Raw genomic sequence first — 17,372 nt, 5'->3', positions numbered from 1 at the left:
GAGCGGGGCTTCGTTGCTCCGCGATTGTAGTGAAGAGGCGCGGCGGGGGCTGCGGTTGTGAAGCCGTGGAGAGGCGACCAGGGCGATGCGAGCAGACCTTCAGGCCGTGGCCTCCTGGAGCGCGGGCACGGCGGCCAGTTCGGCCCAGATGGTCTTGCCGGTGGCGGTCTGCCGGGTGCCCCAGCTCTCGGTGAGCTGGGCCACCAGCAGCAGTCCGCGGCCGCTCTCGTCGAAGGCGCGGGCCCGGCGCGGATGCGGTGCGGTGGCGCTGCCGTCGGAAACCTCGCAGATCAGGGCGCGGTCATGGATCAGCCGCAGCCTGATGGGCGGGGTGGCGTGCCGGATGGCGTTGGTGACCAGCTCGCCGACCACCACCTCCATGGTGAACGCGGACTCCTCGAACCCCCACGCGGCCAGCCGCCCGGCGGCCTCCCGGCGGGCCCCGGCCACCACGGCCGGGTCGTCCGGCAGCTCCCAGGTGGCCACCCGCTCCGCGCCAAGCCCACGCGTGCGGGCCAGAAGTAGGGCGATGTCGTCGGTGGGACGGCCCGGCAGCAGCTTGGCCAGCACCGCCTCGCAGAGGCCGCCCAGGGAGGCGGCGGGCTGGGCGAGGGTGGAGCGCAGGGTGTCGATCGCCCCGTCGACGTCCCTTTCGCGGGACCCGATCAGACCGTCGGTGTAGAGGGCCAGCAGGCTGCCCTCCGGCAGTTCGAGCTCGACCGTCTCGAACGGCAGGCTCCCCAGCCCCAGCGGCGGCCCACTGGGCAGGTCGAGAAGGGTGGCGGTGCCGTCGGGCGTCACCAGCACGGGCGGCGGATGCCCGGCGCGGGCCAGCGAGCAGCGGCGGGAGACCGGGTCGTAGACCGCGTACAGACAGGTGGCGCCGATCTGCGCGTTGGTCGCGCCTGCGGCCTCCGCCGAGTCCACGGCCCCGGCCGCGCCCGCGCCACTGCTGTCGTGGTCCGTCTCGTCGGACAGATGGTTGATCAGATCGTCCAGATGGGTGAGCAGCTCATCGGGGGCCAGATCGACGTCGGCGAGGGTGCGCACCGCCGTCCGCAGCCGCCCCATCGCCGCCGACGCCCGGACGCCATGGCCCACCACATCGCCGACCACCAGGGCGACCCGCGCGCCCGACAGCCGGATGACGTCGAACCAGTCGCCGCCCACCCCGGACCGGGAGTCGGCCGGCCGATAGCCGGAGGCGACCTCCACCGCGGCGCTCGGGGGCAGGGTGCGCGGCAGCAGACTGCGCTGAAGGGCCAGCGCGGTGTGCCGCTCGTGGGTGTACCGCCGGGCGTTGTCGACGCAGACGGCGGCCCTGGCCGTCATCTCCTCGGCGAGCAGCAGATCGTCCTGCTCGAACGGCTCGGGGCGGCGGTGCCGGGAGAAGGTGGCCACACCGAGGGTGGTGCCGCGGGCCCGCAGCGGAACGGCCATCGTCGAATGGAGCCCGAACCTGCGGATCATGGCGGCCCGCTCCGGGGCCTCGCCGGCCCACCGGGCGACGGCGGGGTCGGTGACCCGGTTCAGCGTCCCCCGTTCGGCCTTCAGACACTCGGCCGCGGGGGAGAACTCGGGGTAGGCCGCCACCTGCCCCGGCTCCAGCACGGCCTCCGGGCAGCCCGCGAGGACCGAACGGCAGGCGACCCGGCGCAGCAGCACATGGCCGCCCGGCGGGCCGGGGCGCGGTTCGCCGCCGTCGTGCACCGCGGGCAGCAGATCGACCGTCACGAAGTCGGCGAGCGCGGGGACGGCCACATCGGCCAGCTCCTGCGCGGTCCGGTCGATGTCCAGGGTGCTGCCGATCCGCACGCTGGCCTCGTTGAGCAGGGTCAGCCGCTGCCGGGCGGTCAGCTGAGCGGTCGTGTCGTGGGCGGAGAGCATCACGGCCGCCGTCCGGCCCTCGTCGTCCAGCAGCGGGGCGACGACGGCGGACCAGGCGAGCGGGCGGGGGTGGCCGGGCATCGGCGTGGCCAGCTCCAGCCGCTGCTCCTCGCCCGTCTCCAGCGCCCGCCGCAGCGTCCGCTCGGCCGACTCGGATTCGGATCCTGGCAGGATCTCCGGGATCCGCAGCCCCCGCATCTCCTCCTCCGTCAGGCCCAGCACGCGCTCCAGGTCGTGGTTGGCCCGGCGCAGCCGCAGCCCGGTGTCGTAGACCGCCATCGTGCAGGGCCCCTCGAGGAAGGAGCGCCGCATCAACTCCTCGTCCCGGGCGGTGTCCCCGGCGCGCGGTACGGCGGAGACGATCAGCCACTCGGGGGCCCCGGCGGACGAGGTGCGGCGGTGCGCCAGCAGCCCCAGCTCCACGGTGGAACCATCGCGGCGCAGCAGGGTGACCCGCCCGTTCAGCCGGGCGGGCGGGGAGGGGGAGCGCAGCGCGGCCGACACCTCGGCGCGGGCGGGCGAGGAGTCGTGGAGCAGCTCGGCCGCGGGCCTGCCCACGATCTCGGCGGGGCGGTAGCCGAGCAGCCCGCACGCCGCCTCGTTCCACTGGGTGACGATGCCGTGCTCGTCGACCGTGGCCTTGGCGGTGGCCCCCTCGCCGAGGAGATCGCCCGACCGGACGGACCACTCGTCCCGTGGGGTGTCCGGTCGCGTCATGCCGTCATCTCACTCTTGCCCCGGTCTTCCGCCGTGGGCGAGGTGCCGGCTCCACCGTGGCGCCCTGGCGGAGAGTGAACCAATGGTCGCGTCTTCAAGTATGCCCACGGTCCGAGTGGGCGGCACACGGTGCGCGGCCCGCGCATGATGATCCGGGGCCGGCTGTCGCTCTCTGCTGGTACTGTCCCGGATCACAGCGAAACGAACAGAAGTTCTGCAAGGGGTGGGGTTTATGGCCATGGTCGTACATGGGGGACATGGCAGGGGCGCCCGTGCGGCCGGTGCCGTGCTCACCGCCGTGCTGCTCTGCGGCGGCGCGGTCGGCTGCGGATCGTCCGGTGTGGACGGGAAGTCCGAGGGCAAGGCGGGGGAGAAGTCCTCGGAGCAGGTGCGGATGGCCCCGGCGGCGGCCGTGCGCGCGGCCGCCGAGAAGAGCGAGAAGCTCACCTCGTTCCGCTACCGGATGAGCGGCCGCACCCCCGAGGACGGACGGATCGAGGGCGAGGCGGCGATGAGCACCAAGCCGCTCGCCGTCGGCATGAAGATGCGCGCGGTCGGCCAGGGCGCGGACGCGGCGGTGGAGATCCGGATGCTCGACGGGGCGATGTACCTCGACGGGGGCAAGGAGGCCGCCGCCGGGCTGGACGGCAAGACCTGGCTCAAGCTGGACCTCGGGGCGCTGGGCGAGAAGGCGGCCGGGGCGCTGGCCGGCGGTTCCCTCTCCCGCCAGGCCGACAAGAACCCGGCCGAGGAGTCGGCCTTCCTCTCGGGCGCCGACGATGTGAAGCGGGTCGGCGAGGAGACCGTCGACGGGGTGCGCACGACGCACTACCGGGGCACCATCGGCCTCGGCCAGATGCGCGCGAGCCTGAAGGACGAGGACGCGGCGACCCGCGAGCGCCGCGAGAAGAACCTCAAGGCGTACGAGGGGATGGGGATCGACCGGCTGTCCATGGACATGTGGATCGACCAGGACGGCCACACCAAGCGGTTCCGCGTCCGCGGCGAGGGGGACAAGGGCCCGCTCGACATGACCATCACCTTCTCGGCCCTCAACGAGCCGGTCACGGTGAAGGCGCCGCCGGCGAACCAGACCATGGACCTCTCCGAGCTGGCGCGGGGTGCCGAGGGCTGATCCGGCGGCGGCTTCACCGGCAGGCGGCGCCGCGCTTCACCGGTGGGCGGCGCGGCGGGCTCAGGTGCCCGGTGCGCCCGCCCCGGCCTCGGGGGATTCGGACGCCGCGGGTCAGATGTCGTGCCGCTCCAGGGGCTGGTTGGCCGGGCCCTGGAGCACCCGGCCGTCGATGCCGAAGCGGGAGCCGTGGCAGGGGCACTCCCAGGCCCGCTCGGCGGCGTTGAACGCCACCAGACAGCCCAGATGGGTGCAGCGGGCCGAGACCGCGTGGGCTGTGCCGTCCTCGTCCCGGTAGACGGCGCGGCGACGCCCGTCCAGGCGGACCACGGCCCCGGTGCCCGGGGCGATCCGGTCGGCCGAACCGGCCCCCGCGGTGCTCAGCCGGTCGCCGACGAAATGCTTCCCGACGTGGAACTGGTGGCCGAGCAGCGCCGGGGCCTCGCGCAGCGCGGTGCCCAGCCGCCGGGGGTCGTACAGCCCGGCCCACTCCGGCCGGTCACCGCCGATGAGCGCGGTGAGCAGCCGGCCCGCCATGATGCCGCCGCTCAGTCCCCAGCCCGCGAAGCCCGTCGCCACATAGGTGTGGCGCGCGCCGGGGTGGAAGGGGCCGACCAGCGGCACGGTGTCGGTCGGGTCGTTGTCCTGGGCGGCCCAGCGGTGGGTGATCCCCACGCCGGGGAAGCGCTCCCGGGTCCAGTCCGCGAGCCGTTCGAAGCGCTCGGAGGTGTCCCCGGTGCCGGGGGTGAAGCTCTCACCGGTCACGATCAGCAGCCGCTGCCCGTCGCCGTACGGCGCGGTGCGCACCGACCGGGTCCGCTGGTCCGGGGTGATGTACGCGCCCCGCGGATCCCGGTCGGCAGGCAGGGGCCCGGCCACGACGAGTTCGCGGTGCGGCGAGAGCCGGGCGAACAGCAGCGCCCGGTCGAACACCGGGTAGTGGGTGGCGATCACCACGTTCCCGGCCGTCACCACCGCCCCGCCCTCCGTGGTGACCCGGCAGGGGGTGCCCTCCTCCAGGCCGGTGGCGCGGCTGTGCTCATGGATCCGCCCGCCGCGGGCGCGCAGGTCCCCGGCGAGCCCGAGGAGGTAGGCGCGCGGATGGAACTGCGCCCCGTCCTCGACCCGGACCGCGCCCGCGACCGGGAAGGGCAGCCCGGTCTCGGTCACATACGAGGCGGGCAGCCCCGCCTCGCGCGCGGCCTCCGCCTCGGCGCGCATGGTGTCCGCGCGCGCCGGGTCCTCGGTGTAGGTGAAGGCCGGGACGCGCTCCAGATCGCAGTCGACGCCGAGCTCGGCCGCGATCGCCGCCGCCCGCTCGACGGCCTCGGACTGCGACCGCGCGTACATCCGCGCGCCCTCCGGCCCGCGGGTGCGCCGCAGCCGGTCGTAGATGAGCGAATGCAGCGCCGTGAGCTTGGCGGTGGTGTGGCCGGTGACGCCCGCCGCGATCCGGTCCGCCTCCAGCACCGCCACCCGGTGCCCCGCGCGGGTCAGCTCCCACGCGGTGCTCAGCCCCGCGACCCCGGCGCCGATCACGGCGACGTCGACCTCCAGGTCCTCGGTCAGGGCCGGGTGAGGGGTGCCGGGCGGGGCGGTGTCCATCCAGTACGACTCGGGTGCGCCGGGAAGTTCGGTCATCGTTGCCGAGTGCCCACCGGCACCCGGCTGAAGCGGGCGAACCATGGAGCGGGTGGGGCAGGCGAACCATGAAGCGGTGGCGCGGGCGAACCATGGAGCGGGTGGCGCGGGCGAACCAGCCGCCGCCTACACCGGGCCCTCGGCCGAGATCAACGCCGAGGCGGCCCGGGAGTGCAGCGAGTCCAGGGTGGTGAGCTGCTGCCCGGCCCGCTCCAGCAGCTCCGCGAGGCGGTCCGTCCGCAGCCGGGTGTCATGGACGGCCACCGCGAGCAGCGAGCGCCACAGCAGCGCCTTGCCCTCCACACCCATCCGCAGCGCCTCCAGCCCCACCAGCGTGTTCACCCCGGTACGCCGCCGCGGCCGGCTGCCCGGCGTCAGCCGCGCCGTGCGCTCGGCCGCCCGCGACGCCCGGAGCTTGCCGCGGCGGACGGGGACGTCGAGCGAGGCCATGCACCACAGCAGCGACCTGCGGTCCTGGACGAGCTCCGCGGTGAGCCTCGCCAGCTCGCCGCCGTAGGCCGAGCGCCGGTGTCTGCGATTCATCCGGCGGGCCAGCCCGACCGCGGCCGTGGCGGCCACCAGATGGTCGTTGAGGTAGATCCCGAGCCACGGCGGCGCGTGGATGCCGCCGGAGCGGGTCGCGGCCGGTACAGCCATGGTCGTCCTCCCGACGCCGGGCCCCGAACAGCGCTGTCAGGACTGAGACGGGTACCCGCCGGGAGGACTCCCAAGAGACGGTCGCCCCGGAGCCGCTCGGTCGGCCGCGGCCAGGGTCCGCGCACAGCGCAGCAGCCCCCGCACACCCTCCGCCGTGATCTCCCGGACCCGTGAGAGATCCACGATCACGGCGGTGCCGGGTCTCTCCCGGCCGACCTGCCGCGCGCCGCCCAGGGGGTACCCCCGGACCCGAGCCACACCTTGGTCAGACCTGCGGAACGCATCAACGCGGCCCCGGCGCGCGCATGGCGTGCAGCGGTCCGCGGTGCAGCGGCGTCGTGCGCCACCGCGCGGTGAACACGCGGTCCGCGAGGGAGCAGGTGACCAGCAGGTGATGCGGGGTCTCCAGGAACGCGATGTCCACGGTCAGCGTGTCCGGGTCCGTCCAGCCCCCGCTCACCGCCGTGGGAACGGGCGCCTCCGGCCCGGTGTGCACCCGCCACCCCGCGCCGTCGAACCCCAGGTCCAGCCGGGACCCCCGCTCGGCCAGCGAGACGGCCCAGCCACCGGAGCCGTCCTCGGCCACGGTGACCCCCGTCAGGGTCGGCTGGACCGCGCAGACGCCGCCTTCGGGGGCGAACTCCGCGCCCGACCAGGCGCCGGGGTCCGAGAGCGGCGCGGGCTTCGCCGCCGGCGGCGGCAGGGCGAGCCGGGACAGCCGCCGCTCCAGCGCGGCGTCCTCGTCCGCGCGCCCGGTGAGCGGCGCGTCGCCGAACGCGGGCACCAGATGCTCCCAGACCGCGTCCAGGACGGCCTGCATCCGCTCGGTGTCCGCCGTTGTCGCGATCACCACATCGTGCTCGGGCAGCACCAGGCAGAACTGCCCGTACGCCCCGTCGCCCCGGTACCCGTAGCGGGACATCCAGAACTGGAGCCCGTATCCCCGCCGCCAGTCCGGCCCCGAGCCGTCTGCCATGGGCTCCTCGGTCGGGATCCACGGCCGGGTCGCGTCCTCGACCCAGGAGGCCGGAAGCAGCCGCTCGCCCTCCCACTCACCGCCCCGCAGATACAGCAGCCCCAGCCGGGCGATCGCGTCGGTGGCCGCGAACAGCCCGCTGAAGCCGAGGTCGCGCCCGGCCGGCATCTGGAGCCAGGCCGTCTCGCCGATGCCCAGCGGATCGAACAGCCGCGGCCGCAGATACTCCGTCAGCGACTGCCCGGTCACCCGCTGGACGATCGCGGCGAGCGTGTACGTGGCGGGCTGGTTGTACGCGAAGACGGTGCCCGGCGCGCGATCCGGCGGCAGCCGCAGGAAGCCGCGCACGGGCTCCTCCGGGTCCAGGCCGAACGCCCGCTCCAGCGTCTCCTCGAGATGTCCGCTGGCCATGGACGCGACATGGCGTACCAGCATGGCGCGGCTGCCCGGGTCGGTGATCTCCGCCTCGAACTCGGGGAAGTACGAGATCACGGGGGCGTCGAGGTCCAGCAGCCCCTCGGCGACGGCCAGCCCCGCCGCCGTGGACGTGAAGCTCTTGCTGAGGGAGTAGAGCAGATGCGGCCGCTCGGCGGTGTACGGCGCCCACCAGCCGGAGGCGATCAGCCGGCCGTGGCGCAGGATCATCAGACTGTGCGGCTCGATGTCCGGCGCGCCCTCGACGGCGTCGAGGAAGGCGTGGACGCCCCGCGCGTCCACGCCCTCGGCGGCGGGGGTGCTGGTGGGCAGCGGATGAGCACTCATCAGACGGGTCCTCGTGGGGTCAGGGGTGGGCTGCGCCAACCCTCCCGGGCGCGGCGGCGGGTGTCCAGAGGGTTTTGTGCCGCCCGTCCGCCTAAGCGCTCCGCTGGAAGTGTCGCGATGGGTCGTCGGCCGGCCGCGGTGCCGTCGTGGCTGGTCGCGCCCGCGCGGCGGAGCCGCACATCGACACGGCCCCGCGCCTCTTCGGGGCGCTGCCCGAACCGTAGCGGACTTCCTCCGACCTGCTTAGTCGCCCCGGCCGCCCGGCCGAGCGGAGGGCGCGGCTGTGGCGGGCCGAGGGCCCGTTGAGAGGATCGGCGGTGACGGATCGCCGTTGATCCGCGAACGCACCAGACGCCGGAAGGAACGAACACCTCGTGACCGACTCCGTGACCGATCGCGTGACCGACGACGACGCCGTGCTGACGCGCGTCGAGGGCCGCGCCGGACATCTCACCCTCAACCGGCCCCGCGCCCTCAACTCCCTCACCCATCCGATGGTGACCCGGATCGCCGAGGCCCTCACCGCCTGGGAGCGGGATCCGGCCGTCGAGACCGTGGTGATCGACGGGGCGGGGGAGCGCGGGCTGTGCGCGGGCGGCGACATCCGCCTGATCCACCAGGACGTGACCTCGGGCGGCGGCGCGGCCTCGCGGGCGTTCTGGCGCGACGAGTACAGGCTCAACGTCCGGATCGCCCGCTACCCCAAGACGTATGTGGCCCTGATGGACGGCATCGTGATGGGCGGCGGCGTCGGGGTCTCGGCCCACGGCGGTGTGCGGATCGTCACCGAGCGCTCCCGGGTGGCCATGCCCGAGACCACGATCGGCTTCGTACCGGACGTCGGCGGCACCCATCTGCTGGCCCGTGCACCGGGCGAACTGGGTACGCACTTGGCGCTCACGGGAGCGTCGGTGGGCGCAGCCGACGCCCTGCGCTGCGGACTGGCCGACCATGTCGTTCCCTCCGAGCGGCTGCCCGCGCTGACCCGGGACCTGGCCGCGGAGCCGGTGGCGGACGTCCTGCCGCGGTACGCCGTCGAGGCCCCGGCCGGGACCCTGGACGACCGGCGGGAGTGGATCGACCACTGCTATGCGGCGGAGACCGTCGAGGAGATCGTGGACCGGCTGATGGCCGTCGGGGAACCGGCCGCCAAGGAGACCGCCGAGACCCTCCTCGCCAAGTCCCCCACCGCGCTGAAGGTCACGCTGGCCGCCGTCCGCGGGGCCCGGGCGCTCGGCTCGCTGGAGCGCGTCATGGAGCAGGAGTACCGCGTCTCCTGCGCGTCCCTGTCGCGCCCGGACCTCATCGAGGGCATCCGCGCCCAGGTGATCGACAAGGACCGCCGCCCGCGCTGGACCCCGGCGGCTCTCGCCGAGGTTACGGACGCGGAGGTGGCCGGTTTCTTTCTGCCGCCCATCGACGGTGATCTTCGCCTCGGCGACGCTCCGTAGCCGGACGCCCGCCGGCGCCGACAACTCCTCTGTCGATGATTGAAATAGTGTGCCAAGCGGCACAGGCAGGGTGGCCCGTATGAGCGCGCGGCAGCAGCGCCGACCGGCCCGTGCGATCAAGAACGCCCGGGAGTCGGCGCTGCTGCCCTGCGGATCGCGCTAGCGCCTCACCGGCTCGGTGCTGTCGGCCGCGGTGTTCAAATCGCGGTCGAGGGTCTCAGGGGACAGCCGGGTGGCGATCAGGCTGACCGCCGTGACCAGCGACATATAGACGGCGACCGGTATCCAGGAGCCGGAGAACGCGGTGAGGAGCGCGCTACAGATCAGTGGCGCGACCCCGCCGCCGATCAGCGAGGAGAACTCCCGGCCCAGCGTGACGCCCGCGTAGCGGTAGCGCTTGCCGAACAGTTCGGGGAAGTAGCTCATCTGGACGCCGACCGAGCCGTGGCAGGCCAGGATGAAGCCGATGACGATGGCCACGGTGATCGCCACGTGTGAGCCGGTGTTCAGCGCGATGAAGGTCGGGGCCGGCAGCAGCACCAGCGCGGCGACGATGGTGGAGTAGACCGGGCGCCGCCCGAGGCGGTCGGAGAGCGTGCCGAAGCAGATGGCCGCGAGACCGCCGCACAGGGCCCCGATCAGCAGCACCTGGGGGACGAAGTCCTTGTCGACGCCGACGCTGGACACCAGGTAGGAGGCCATGAAGACCTGGTACGTATAGGACTGGGTGCTGACGCCGAAGTTCATGAACAGCGCCAGCAGCATGGGCTTCCGGCCGTGCTGGAAGACCTCCTTCACCGGTGAGGCGGGCCGTTCCCGCTGCTCCTTGAGCTCGGTGAAGACCGGGCTCTCGTTGAGCTTGCGGCGCAGCACCAGGGCGATCACGGTCACCATGAGGCTGCTGCCGAAGATCAGCCGCCAGCCCCAGCTCATCAGGGCGTCGTCGGGCAGCCGTTGGGCGAGGATCCAGGCCACCGCGCCCAGGGCGGTGCCCAGCGCGGCGCCGGTCATGACGAGGGAGGACAGTCTGCCGCGGCGCCCGGGGGCGGCCGTCTCGGTGAGCAGGGTGGCGCCGCCGGACTGTTCGGCCCCGGCCCCGAAGCCCTGTCCCATACGGCAGATGAGCAGCAGGATCGGGGCGAGCAGCCCGACCTCGTTGTAGGTGGGCAGCAGTCCGATGGCGAGGGTGGAGCCGCCCATCAGGAGCAGGGTCGCCACCAGCACCCACTTGCGGCCGAGGCGGTCGCCGAAGCGGGAGAAGAAGAGCCCGCCGAGCGGGCGGGCGGCGAAGCCCACGGCGTAGGTGCTGAAGCTGGCCAGGATGCCCACGGACGGTGAGGCGTTGGGGAAGAACAGATCGCTGAAGATCAGCGCCGATGCGGTGCCGTAGATGACGAAGTCGTACTGCTCGAGCGCGGTGCCGATGAGACCGGCCAGGGCGGCGCGGCGTACCGCGCGGGGGTCGGCGGGTGGTTGGGCGGGGGTGGAAGGGTCGGGGGAGGTGGCCGGCGACGGGGGACGCGCCGTGGCGGGGGTGGGGTTGCTGTCCATGATCCATGCCTCCTTGAACGGATCGACGCAGCGGAGCGGTGAAGGGGGAGGGAGGGCAGTCGAAAGGGGACGGGGGAAGTGGGGAAGTGGGGAGACAACCGGGGAAGTGGGGAGACAGGGGACGGGGTTCAGGGGTGGGCGGGGGTCCGTAGGGTCCCGGCGGCGTCGGCTGCCGCGGCGGCGGGGCCGTGGCGGACGATGAGGTCGATCAGCTCGGAGACCCGGGCGGCGAAGTCCGGGTGGTCTCTCAGCCCCTCGCCGAGCAGCCCGCTGTCGAGGATGGCCTCGACGAAGGGCGGCCCGGAGGCGGTGGCGCTCCGCCCGGCGATGGTGGCGAGCGTCTCCCGGGCGGGGTCCGCCATCGCGGTGGCGTGGGGGCCGGGGGAGAAGCCGGGGCGCGGTGCCACGCAGCACAGATACGCGGCGACGGTGAGCGCGAGATGGTGGGGCATGCGTCCGGCCCGCAGGTGGAACAGGGCGGGTTCGGGGACTCGTTGGCGCAGTTTGACCGAGCCGTCGGAGCCGACCTGCCGGGTGCGGTGGCCCAGGGCGGTGTTGGCCCAGCGGTCGAAGAGCTGTCCGATGTAGTGGTCGGGGTCGATGTCGGTGGGCACGGTGAGGGTCGGCAGATAGTCGTCGTGGAGCACCGCGCGGGCGGCTTCGGCGATGAACGGCCGGGCGGTGGCGTCCGGTATGGTCTCCCGTCCGTCCAGCGCGCCGAGGTAGGCGATGAGGGAGTGGGTGCCGTTGAGCAGGCGCAGCTTCAGCAGTTCGTAGGGTTCGACGTCGTCGGTGAAGAGCGCCCCGCCGGTTTCCCAGTGCGGGCGTCCGGCGGCGAAGCGGTCCTCCATGACCCACATGCTGAAGGGTTCGGCGGGTACCGGGACGGTGTCGTTTACGCCGAGGTGGGTGGCGACGGCGTGGCGGTAGGTGTCGGTGGTGGCGGGGACGATCCGGTCGACCATGGAGTTGGGGAAGGTCACGGCGGATTCCAGCCAGGGTGTGAGGTCGTCGCGTTCGGCAGCGGGGAGGGCCTGGGTGAACTCGTGGACGAGCCGTCTGGTCTGGGTGCCGTTGCCGACGAGGTTGTCGCAGCTGAGCACGGTGACGGGCCGGGCGTGGGTCCGTATGCGGCGCTGGAGGCCGCGGACGATGCGGCCGATGGTGGTCCGTGGTGGCGTGGCGCCGCGCAGGTCGGCCCGGACGGCGGGGGCGTCGAGGTCGAGGCCGCCGGTGCGCGGGGAGAAGGTGTAGCCGTGTTCGGTGACGGTCAGGGTGATGACGGCCGTGGCGGGGGCCGCGAGGGCGTCGAGGAGTTCGCCGGGCTGCTCGGTGGCCACCAGGGCACCGGTGTGTACGGCGGGGACGGTGACGCGGGTGTCGTCGGGGGAGATCTCCACGACGGCGTAGGCCATCTCCTGGTCGCGCATCGCGCGTGCCACGGTGGCGGAGTGGCTGGCCACGCCGAGGATGCCCCAGGGGCCCTCGGTGTGGCGCAGGGCGGCGGCGGTGTGGACGGCCTGGTGGGCGCGGTGGAAGTTGCCGAGGCCCAGGTGGACGATGCCGGTTTCGGCGGGTGGACGGGGGAGGGTGAGGGCGGCCGCGGGGGTGGTGGCGCGGCGGAGGCGGGGGAGGGGCTGGGGCATCGGTGTCACCAGTCCGTCATCGAGCCGTCGAGCCGTCGCGCGACCGGCAGATAGGCGGGTTCGTAGGGGTGGCGGGCGGCGAGTTCCTCGTCGATCTCGACGCCGATGCCGGGTGCGTCGCCGGGGTGGAGGTGGCCGTCGGCGTAGGACCAGGCGTGCCGGAACACCTCGTGGACCAGGGGTTCGTAGCCCATGTACTCCTGGATGGCGAAGTTGGGGGTGGCCAGGCCGAGGTGGAGTGAGGCGCCGAGGGCGACGGGGGAGATGTCCGAGGGGCCGTGCGGTCCGAGCCGCACCTGCCAGAGGTCGGCGAGGGTGGCGATGCGCCGCAGATGGCTGATCCCGCCCGCGTGGCTCACACAGGTGCGGATGAAGTCGATCAGCTGCTCGGTGATCAGTGTCTGGCACTCCCAGACGGTGTTGAACACCTCGCCGATGGCCAGCGGGACGGTGGTGTGGCGGCGGATGTGCCGCAGCACCTCCTGGTTCTCGGCGGGGGTGACGTCCTCCAGCCAGAAGAGGTCCGCCGGTTCCAGGGCGCGGCCGAGCCGGGCGGCCTCGCCGGGGGTGAGCCGGTGGTGGGTGTCGTGGAGCAGTTTCAGCTCGGGGCCCACGTGTTCGCGGATGCGCGTGAGGACGCGGGGGATGTGGCGGAGGTAGGCGTCGGTGTCCCAGGTCTCCTCGACGGGGGCGGCGCCCCGGCCGGCCGGTTCGTATCCGGTGCCGCTCCTGCTCACGCCGTAGACCAACTCCAGTCCGGGGACGCCGCTTTGGGCCCGTACGGCGCGGAAGCCGCGGTCCCGCCGTATCTCGATGGACTCCAGCAGCTGGGGGAGGTCCCAGCCGGTGGCGTGGGTGTAGGCGAGGACGCGGTCGCGGACCGCGCCGCCCAGCAGCTGGTAGACGGGCTGTCCGGTGGTCTTGCCCTTGATGTCCCACAGCGCGGTGTCCACCGCGCCGATGGCGGTCATGGTCACCGGTCCGCGCCGCCAGTAGGCGCCGCGGTAGAGGTACTGCCAGGTGTCCTCGACGCGGGCCGGGTCGCGGCCGATGAGGACGGGTGCGAGGTGGTCACGGAGGTAGGAGGCGACGGCGAGTTCGCGGCCGTTGAGGGTGGCGTCGCCCCAGCCGGTGACCCCGTCCGCGGTGGTGATTTTGAGGAGGACGAAGTTGCGCCCCGGGCTGGTGACGAGGACGTCGACGTCGGTGATGGTGTCGGTGGTCGTCACGGGGCCACCGCCACCACGTTGTGGAGCGGTTCGCCGGTGGCGAGCCGGCGGATGTTGGCGGTGATGTCGGCGGTGCGGTGGACGAAGGTCTGGCGGGTGAGGCCGGAGGAGTGTGGGGTCATCAGCACGTTGTCCAGCGTGTCGAAGGGGTGCTTGCCGGGGGCGGCGGTGTGGCCGCCGTCGGCCGGGTACCGGTACCAGACGTCGATCGCGGCGCCGCCGATGGTGCGCTGGCTCAGCGCCTCGTACAGCGCGTCCTCGTCCACGACGGGTCCACGGCCGACGTTGACCAGGACCGCGTCCGGGCGCATCCGGGACAGCTCGGCCGTGCCGATCAGCCCGGTGGTGTCCTCGGTGAGCGGCACGGACACCACTACGGCCTCGCAGCTCTCCAGCAGGGCGTGGAGGTCCTTGACGGTCCCGGCCCACAGCAGTCCGTGGGCGGCCGCGTCCACGTCCCCGCGCCGGGTGACGGCGATGCCCCGCGCGCCGAACGCCTGGAACAGCCGCCAGCAGCGGGCCCCGATGTGTCCGAAGCCGATGAACCCGACGGTGGCGGCGGTCAGGTCCTCCGCCCAGGGTGCCCGTGGGTCATGGGCGGGGGAGTCCCAGTGTGCTTCCCGGCGCAGTGCGGTGTGCTGGCGCAGAAAGCCACGGCGCATCAGGATCGTGGTGGACACGGTGTATTCGGCGATGGCGTTCTCGTGGTGGAAGGTGTTGGCCACCTGGGTGCCCGGCGCCAGTGCGGCGGTGTCGATGTTGTCCGTTCCGGCTCCGGCGGCGTGGACCAGCCGGAGCCGGGTGGCGGCCGCGGCCATGGTGGCGGTGCACCGGCCCGAGACGAGGACGTCCGCGTCCGCCAGGGCGGCTTCGACCGCCTCGGTGTGCCGGGGGTCGGGCCAGTGGACGACCGTGCCGTGGGGGAGGGCGGCCTCGAACTCGGTGCGCAGCGGGGCGAGATTGGGGTCGGCGACCACCACGGTCAGGGGGTCGGCGGTCATGAGGCGTCCTTGGTGGCGGGGGCGGCGGGCGTACCGGATGAGGTGGTCGTGGCGGGGCCGGTGGAGTCGCGCACGATGAGCTGTGTGGGCAGCCGGTGCGTACGCGGGATCTGCCGTTCGCCCGCGAGGACCTGACCCAGCATCTGGAGGCTGAGCGCCCCGGCGCGGGCCATGGGCACGGCGACGCTGGTCAGGGACGGCTGGGACACCTCGGCGAAGGGGATGTCGTCGAACCCGATGACGCTGAGATCCCCGGGCACGGTCAGCCCCAGCGCCCGGGCGCCGGTCAGCACGCCGAACGCCATCAGGTCGTTGTGGGCGATGACGGCGGAGGCGCCGGAGGCCATGACGCTCGCGGCGGCGGCGGTGCCGCCCGCCACCGTCTCGGACTGCCAGCCGAGCAACTCCAGCTCAAGGCCGGCGCGTTCGGTCTCGGCGCGGATGAGGTCGACGCGGTGGGCGTTGGACCAGGAGCGGCGCATGCCCTGGACGTAGGCGATCCGCCGGTGTCCGAGTGCGGCGAGGTACTCCACGGCCTGGCGCATCCCGTGGGCGGCGTCGGCGAGTACGCAGTCGGTGCCGGACGTTTCGCGGTTGACCAGCACGGTGGGGGTGCGGCCGCAGATGTCGAGCACATCGTCCGCGTCCAGCCGTGGGGAGCACACGACCAGGCCGTCCGCCCGCTCCCGCAGATGTGCGAGGACCTCGCGCTCACGGTCGGGGTCGAGGTCGGTGTCGGCGAGGACGACGGTCTGCCTGTGGTGCCGGCACTCGCCCTGTGCGGCCTTGACGAAGGCTCCGAAGACGGGGTTGGCGATATCGGGGACGACGAGCGCGACGGTGGCGGTCTCGGCGCGGGCTCCGGTGGCGGTCTCGGCGGTGCGCGCCACGGGTGGTTCGTACCCCAGCTCCTGCGCGACGGTCAGCACCTTGCGCAGGGTCTGGGGGCCGAGCCGGCCGGGGTCGCTGAACGCCCGGGACGCCGTGGACAGCGCGACGTTCGCGCCCTTGGCGACATCGGTCAGGGTGGGGGCCATGGCAGCCCGTTACCGGTGTGACGGGGTGGGGTGGATGAACGGCATGTGGCATGGTCTTCACCGTTGCGCAACCTTGTCAATGCTTGCCAAAACATTGGCAAGACCGGTCGGCGCCGAAGCCTTCCGCGGCACGGAGAGGTCTTTCGCGTGCCCGGAGAGAGAGCCTTTCGCGGTCCGGTGGAGTCTTCCCCTGCCCAACGAGTGCATGCGTGCGCGTGTATGCACATAATGGTGGCATGGAGTCCCATCACCACGGACACCGGCACCACCACCGCCGGCACCAGCTCGCGCATCTGCTGAAACCGCACTCCCACGAGTCGGCGCAGAAGGTCGACTCCGCGCTGGAGTCCTCGGCCGAGGGCATGCGTGCCCTGTGGCTGTCCCTCGCCGTCCTCGGCGCCACCGCGGTCCTCCAGGCCGCGGTCGTCGTGCTGTCCGGCTCGGTGGCGCTGCTGGGCGACACCGTCCACAACGCCGCCGACGCGCTGACCGCGCTGCCGCTCGGCGTGGCGTTCGTCCTGGAGCGCCGCGCGGCGAACCGCCGGTTCACCTACGGCTACGGCCGGGCCGAGGACCTGGCCGGGATCGTCATCGTCCTGACCATCGCCGCCTCGGCGGCCCTGGCCGCGTACGAGGCCGTGGAGCGGCTGCTGCACCCGCGCGCCATGTCCCATCCGGGCGTCGTCGCGGTCGCGGCGGTCCTCGGCTTCATCGGCAACGAATGGGTGGCCCGCCACCGGATCCGGGTCGGGCGCCGGATCGGCTCCGCGGCCCTGGTCGCCGACGGACTGCACGCCCGCACCGACGGCTTCACCTCCCTGGCCGTGCTGCTGGGCGCCGGCGGCGCGGCGCTCGGCCTGCAACTCGCGGACCCGATCGTCGGCCTGGCCATCACCGCGGCCATCCTGCTCGTCCTCAAGGACGCCGCCCGCGAGGTGTTCCGGCGGCTGATGGACTCCGTCGACCCGGCGGTGATCGACGCGGGCGAGGCGGCCCTGCGCGAGGTCCCCGGAGTGCTCGGGGTGACCGAGCTCCGGATGCGCTGGATCGGCCACCGGCTGCGCGCCGAGGTCACGGTCGAGGTGGACGGCGGCCTGGAACTGCGGGCGGCGCACGATGTGGCGGTCGGGGCCGAACACGCCCTCCTTCACGCGGTGCCCCGGCTGACCGCCGCCCTGGTGCACACCGATCCGGCCCCCGGGCCGGGCGCGGAGGACCCGCATCGCCTGCTGGCCCACCACGCCGTGTGAGCGCCACCTGGAGGCGGACTGGGGTTCAGTCGTGCGGCGGGGCCCCGGTGACCATGTGGTCCGCGTGGTTGACGGCCTCGGTGACCAGCCGGCGCAGATGGCCGTCGTGAAGGGAATACACCGAGCGGCGGCCCTCCTTGCGCACCTGGACCAGCCCGGCCAGCCGGAGCTTGGCCAGATGCTGGCTGACCGCCGGGCGGGCCGCGCCGCTGGCCTCGGTGAGGGTGTTGACATCGGCCTCGCCCCGGGCGAGGGACCACACCAGATGCAGCCGGGTCGGGTCGGACAGCAGCGAGAAGACATTGGCGGCCGTGGCGAACTGCGCCGCGCCGCTGGGATGCGTATGCGACCGGGTCGCAGTTGAGGAGGGTTCGCTGACCGGCATGCCCCCATCGTAGAGCGGCGGCCGAGCGGCGGACCCCGCTCGGCCGGTGG

13 protein-coding genes and 1 pseudogene are annotated in these 17,372 nt (G+C 73.4%); 4 read left to right on the top strand and 10 right to left on the bottom strand.

The window, feature by feature from the left end:
* Positions 1–99: 99 nt before the first annotated feature.
* Entirely contained in the window at positions 100–2,604 is a 2,505-nt protein-coding gene (locus ACT2CW_RS15275; RefSeq protein WP_445516957.1) for a SpoIIE family protein phosphatase, read from the bottom strand.
* Positions 2,605–2,836: 232 nt separating this feature from the next.
* On the opposite strand from ACT2CW_RS15275, the gene ACT2CW_RS15270 reads away from it, so the two are divergent.
* Positions 2,837–3,739: a DUF1396 domain-containing protein gene (locus ACT2CW_RS15270; RefSeq protein WP_445516956.1), complete on the top strand. Its 903-nt coding sequence runs from the start codon at positions 2,837–2,839 to the stop codon at positions 3,737–3,739.
* 111 nt (positions 3,740–3,850) lie between these two features.
* Here the strand turns inward: ACT2CW_RS15270 and ACT2CW_RS15265 are convergent, their stop codons facing one another.
* The 3 genes from ACT2CW_RS15265 to ACT2CW_RS15255 all read right to left on the bottom strand — a co-directional run bounded on the left by ACT2CW_RS15265 (position 3,851) and on the right by ACT2CW_RS15255 (position 7,772).
* Positions 3,851–5,377, bottom strand: a complete 1,527-nt coding sequence (locus tag ACT2CW_RS15265; protein ID WP_445516955.1) for an FAD-dependent oxidoreductase — start codon at positions 5,375–5,377, stop codon at positions 3,851–3,853.
* A 126-nt stretch (positions 5,378–5,503) separates the two neighbouring features.
* Positions 5,504–6,034, bottom strand: coding sequence for a hypothetical protein (locus ACT2CW_RS15260; RefSeq protein ID WP_445516954.1), 531 nt, complete (start codon positions 6,032–6,034; stop codon positions 5,504–5,506).
* Between the two features lie 283 nt (positions 6,035–6,317).
* Entirely contained in the window at positions 6,318–7,772 is a 1,455-nt protein-coding gene (locus ACT2CW_RS15255) for a serine hydrolase domain-containing protein (RefSeq protein WP_445516953.1), read from the bottom strand.
* A gap of 398 nt (positions 7,773–8,170) precedes the next feature.
* On the opposite strand from ACT2CW_RS15255, the gene ACT2CW_RS15250 reads away from it, so the two are divergent.
* The gene (locus ACT2CW_RS15250) at positions 8,171–9,223 is read left to right on the top strand and encodes an enoyl-CoA hydratase/isomerase family protein (protein ID WP_445517021.1); all 1,053 of its coding nucleotides are present in this window, start codon (positions 8,171–8,173) and stop codon (positions 9,221–9,223) included.
* A gap of 67 nt (positions 9,224–9,290) precedes the next feature.
* Positions 9,291–9,386 (top strand): annotated as a pseudogene (locus ACT2CW_RS15245) (30S ribosomal protein S18); the annotation flags it as partial.
* On the opposite strand, the gene ACT2CW_RS15240 reads toward ACT2CW_RS15245, so the two are convergent.
* The 5 genes from ACT2CW_RS15240 to ACT2CW_RS15220 form a co-directional block, all read right to left on the bottom strand.
* Positions 9,383–10,774, bottom strand: coding sequence for an MFS transporter (locus ACT2CW_RS15240; RefSeq protein ID WP_445516952.1), 1,392 nt, complete (start codon positions 10,772–10,774; stop codon positions 9,383–9,385). The pseudogene ACT2CW_RS15245 and the gene ACT2CW_RS15240 overlap by 4 nt on opposite strands.
* 128 nt (positions 10,775–10,902) lie before the next feature.
* A complete protein-coding gene (locus ACT2CW_RS15235) occupies positions 10,903–12,420 on the bottom strand; it encodes a mannitol dehydrogenase family protein (protein WP_445516951.1) in 1,518 nt (505 codons plus the stop codon).
* A 5-nt stretch (positions 12,421–12,425) separates the two neighbouring features.
* Positions 12,426–13,649, bottom strand: a complete 1,224-nt coding sequence (gene manD / locus ACT2CW_RS15230; protein ID WP_445516950.1) for a D-mannonate dehydratase ManD — start codon at positions 13,647–13,649, stop codon at positions 12,426–12,428.
* Positions 13,646–14,650 (bottom strand): 2-hydroxyacid dehydrogenase, encoded by a 1,005-nt coding sequence (locus tag ACT2CW_RS15225; RefSeq protein WP_445516949.1) that lies wholly within the window; start codon positions 14,648–14,650, stop codon positions 13,646–13,648. The genes manD and ACT2CW_RS15225 overlap by 4 nt, the downstream gene beginning before the upstream one ends.
* A complete protein-coding gene (locus tag ACT2CW_RS15220) occupies positions 14,647–15,687 on the bottom strand; it encodes a LacI family DNA-binding transcriptional regulator (protein WP_445516948.1) in 1,041 nt (346 codons plus the stop codon). Before ACT2CW_RS15220 ends, ACT2CW_RS15225 begins: the two co-directional genes overlap by 4 nt.
* A gap of 236 nt (positions 15,688–15,923) precedes the next feature.
* On the opposite strand from ACT2CW_RS15220, the gene ACT2CW_RS15215 reads away from it, so the two are divergent.
* Positions 15,924–16,937 (top strand): cation diffusion facilitator family transporter, encoded by a 1,014-nt coding sequence (locus tag ACT2CW_RS15215; protein WP_445516947.1) that lies wholly within the window; start codon positions 15,924–15,926, stop codon positions 16,935–16,937.
* A gap of 25 nt (positions 16,938–16,962) precedes the next feature.
* Here ACT2CW_RS15215 and ACT2CW_RS15210 read toward each other — a convergent pair whose 3' ends face one another.
* Positions 16,963–17,322, bottom strand: coding sequence for an ArsR/SmtB family transcription factor (locus ACT2CW_RS15210; protein ID WP_164431515.1), 360 nt, complete (start codon positions 17,320–17,322; stop codon positions 16,963–16,965).
* Between the last annotated feature and the right edge of the window lie 50 nt (positions 17,323–17,372).

It is taken from the genome of Streptomyces sp. NEAU-174 (assembly GCF_052665095.1).
Note: the sequence above shows the minus strand (reverse complement) of the source record. Positions and strands in the feature narration are given on the sequence as shown.